This window comes from Granulosicoccus sp. 3-233 (assembly GCF_052681095.1).
Genome location: NZ_JBQYLE010000002.1, coordinates 229,023 through 232,331, shown reverse-complemented (window position 1 = coordinate 232,331; position 3,309 = coordinate 229,023). Strand labels below are relative to the sequence as shown.

3 protein-coding genes and 1 tRNA gene are annotated in these 3,309 nt (G+C 55.2%); 1 reads left to right on the top strand and 3 read right to left on the bottom strand.

Annotated elements, in window-relative coordinates; translation table 11 throughout:
* Positions 1-28: 28 nt before the first annotated feature.
* The 3 genes from ACUNV4_RS06040 to ACUNV4_RS06030 form a co-directional block, all read right to left on the bottom strand.
* Positions 29-508 (bottom strand): acyl-CoA thioesterase, encoded by a 480-nt coding sequence (locus ACUNV4_RS06040; RefSeq protein WP_430877603.1) that lies wholly within the window; start codon positions 506-508, stop codon positions 29-31.
* A 121-nt stretch (positions 509-629) separates the two neighbouring features.
* Positions 630-706 (bottom strand) — tRNA-Met (locus ACUNV4_RS06035).
* A 90-nt stretch (positions 707-796) separates the two neighbouring features.
* Positions 797-1,888, bottom strand: coding sequence for a hypothetical protein (locus ACUNV4_RS06030; RefSeq protein WP_430877602.1), 1,092 nt, complete (start codon positions 1,886-1,888; stop codon positions 797-799).
* 285 nt (positions 1,889-2,173) lie between these two features.
* On the opposite strand from ACUNV4_RS06030, the gene ACUNV4_RS06025 reads away from it, so the two are divergent.
* On the top strand, positions 2,174-3,193 hold the full coding sequence (locus ACUNV4_RS06025) for an exostosin domain-containing protein (protein ID WP_430877601.1): 1,020 nt from the start codon (positions 2,174-2,176) through the stop codon (positions 3,191-3,193).
* Positions 3,194-3,309: the final 116 nt, after the last annotated feature.

The following is a 3,309-nucleotide window of genomic DNA, read 5'->3' as shown; positions in this document are numbered from 1 at the left end:
AGCCTGGTCAGTGTGACCCTTGTTGCCGTTAGGTGCTTTCCGCAGAAGCCTGCTGCATTTCCTGCTCGAAACGCAGCCTCAATGCCTTGCGTGCCAGTGCAGCTCGTTGCCGTTTCTCCTCGAGAGGCAGCTCGACCTTCAGCGCGGGTATCTCGGCCGGTTTACCCTGATCGTCCACGCCAACCATGGTGAAGTAGCAGGAATTGGTGTGCCGCCTCAGTCCCTTGCGAATGTCTTCCGCTTCAACGCGTATGCCGATTTCCATGGAGGTGCGCCCGGCATGATTCACGCTGGCGCGAAATGTCACCAATTCGCCCACATTGATGGCTTGCTTGAAGGTCACCTGATCGACGGACAAGGTGACAACATAGCGCCCGGAGAACCGCGACGCGCAGGAGAATGCCACCCTGTCAAGCAGGTTCAGCAATGCTCCACCATGAACCTTGCCGCTGAAATTCGCCATGTCTGGCGTCATCAGTACTGTCATCTCCAACTGGCGTGAGTCCATGGGTCGTTCCTCGGCTGATCAGATCAAATCACGTCATTCAGCATATCGCAACGAATCACATGCGTTTGTATCGCGCACAAAAAAGCCGCATTGAAGCGGCTTGATTGGCTGTCAGAACACTTGGTAGCGGGGGTAGGATTCGAACCTACGACCTTCGGGTTATGAGCCCGACGAGCTGCCAGACTGCTCCACCCCGCAACTGTGCTGACCCGAGGAAGTATAACGCTCTTCTTTCACTTGTACAACACTCCATGGCAAAAAAATCGAAGAAAGCGATGCAGACGTGATTCATTCGGCAATTTCCACTTCCTGGTAAAGCACAACACCGTTGATAACATCCAGACGGGCGTAGATTCGCGAATAGCGAACTGCCAGTCGCGAAGCACGGTCGGTTAAAGCCGAGCGAGCCGCCGAATCCAGTGCGAACTCTCCATCATCCTTCACCAGACAGGTCAGCGGAAAACCTGTGAACACATCATTATCATCAAAGGCCAGCCAGTCGATCCTGATCAAGGTATTGCCCTGACCAGCCACCCATTGCAGACGCGAATCGGCAGTAACGGTCTGCTGCGTCTCGGGAGAGAGCCTTTCCACGGGCTGAGGTTCATACAGTGGATGGGCCGACACCGTCGGGAACAATGATCCGGGGATCGATAGAGTGATGTCTTCGGGAAAAGCCGCCGGAAGTCGATTCTGCGAACTGTAGACGATCTGCTGATCCGTATTGCGTGCCGCCTGGAAAGTGAACCAGGGGCCGGAAGGCGTATTGAAGACGACTGTCGCCCCACCGGAAACGGTGGGAGGCGGTGGATTCTCATCAACTGTTTCACGATCGGCGTTTTCCATTCCCGCTCTGCAGTGGTCAATCGGCAGATCCAGATATTCCCGGTGAGCGGCGACCGGGAAATCGTCGGCATACCGAACCAACTCGATTTCACTGTCTCCCCTGTGGTCCGGGTCGGAGAGGCTGCGAAACACCCGGGTGACTGCCAGCCATGGTGACACCACGTCCTCAGCCGACAAACCATCAAGCCCGGTAACAATGAGCCCGGTGCGATCATCGCCGTGCACATCAGCAGGAAAGACAGCCAAAGCGTTGCCTGTCGAGCCCGGCGCCTCTTCGACTCGGTCATCGTCAGCCATTCCATTCTCCGAGCCTGTTCCGCCATGGTCGGCAGCACCCCGACTGTCGGGCTCGGGCAGATCCGTGCAACCGATGGTCAATATCGCTGTCGACAACAGTATGTACACAGCACGAAATCTGCGGGAATGCAGGCAACAGCCCACAAAGCGATCCATGAAATAGCCCATGCCACCTTCCTTGATGATGAGAAGGTCCACTGTAATACCGGCGACGGCTGGCTCGTCCCTGTGTCTCACGAAAAGCTGTATGCAAAGACAGCAGGCGACCTTTCTCGCCAGCCTGGCACTCGCGAATGCTGCGAGCTGTATCACTGTCAGCCGAGCTGAACTCAGCAGCATCATGCACTACGATGAGGCAATTTCCGACAATTCACGATTTTTCTTCCTACACTCCTCAAAGGAGGCGGCCATGGATTCAGGACAAAGGCGGAACCTCGTTTTTTTGCAATCTGGTAAACATACCGCGGACAACTACGTATGCCGATGCTACCTTGAATCAAAATTACACATTGGACAGGTTCAATGAAACTGTATTTCGCTTCCGCCTATCAAACGCACCCATGTCTTGATCGTGTGCGTGAGTTGGCTCGACTGGACAAGCGCAAGGCGTTCGTCGTCACCGATGACGCGGAGGCTGCCGATGCCATCATCTTTGTCGAGAACACTCAGTTCGATGACATGGGTTTCAAGACCCTCTTGTCCCATGAGCTGCTACGTCGCTACCCGACGAAAGTCTTCATGTACAACGAAGCTGACCGTGCCTGGCCGGTTCTGAACGGCCTTTATTGCAGTCTTGCATGCAATCTCAGCAACCCCGGCTCACAGGTCGCCTTTCCCTATCTCACAGCTGCGAATACCGGCATTCGAGACATCTATCGGAAGCCGGCCAAGAGCAGATGGCTCTATTCCTTCGTCGGTTCGCAAAGCCATTCATCCCGCAAACCCCTGTTGAAGCTTCCTGCCACGGATGCCCGAATCGTGGATACATCCGACTTCTGCACCTGGGATCCCATGCAAACCTCCAGATACGCCTTTCAGAAACTGTATACGGACACGATTGCAGCCAGCAAATTCGTGCTCTGCCCTCGGGGTATCGGTCCAGCCTCCTTGCGTCTGTACGAGACCCTGGAGGCAGGTCGAGTACCTGTCATCATTTCGGACACCTGGGTCGCCCCGCCTCAAATCGACTGGAACTTCGCTGTTCGCGTTCCGGAATGGCAGGTGGCCGACATCCCTGACATCCTCCATGCACTTGAACCCGAATGGCAGGACCGAGCAGAAGCCGCTCGCAAGGCTTGGGAATCGGCCTATGCACCGGACCAGATGTTCAATACGCTGGGAATGGCCATCGAAAGCATCCGCTTCCAGACACAACAGCCGCGACTATCGCTACAAGCCAGAGCCTTGAAATGGCGTGTCATTGTCGAGCAGGAAATCCGTCATCAGCTGAAGCCCCGTCCCGCCATGCCTCTACCGAAGCCTCGGTATTCCGGTGAACTTGAAAACCTGTTTCCCCGCAAATCGGTAAGCGGTAAGCGGTAAGCGGTAAGCGGTAAGCGGTAAGCGACAAGCGACAAGCAACAAGCAACAAGCAACAAGCAACAAGCAACAAGCAACAAGCAACAAGCAACAAGCAACAAGCAACAAGCAACAAGCAA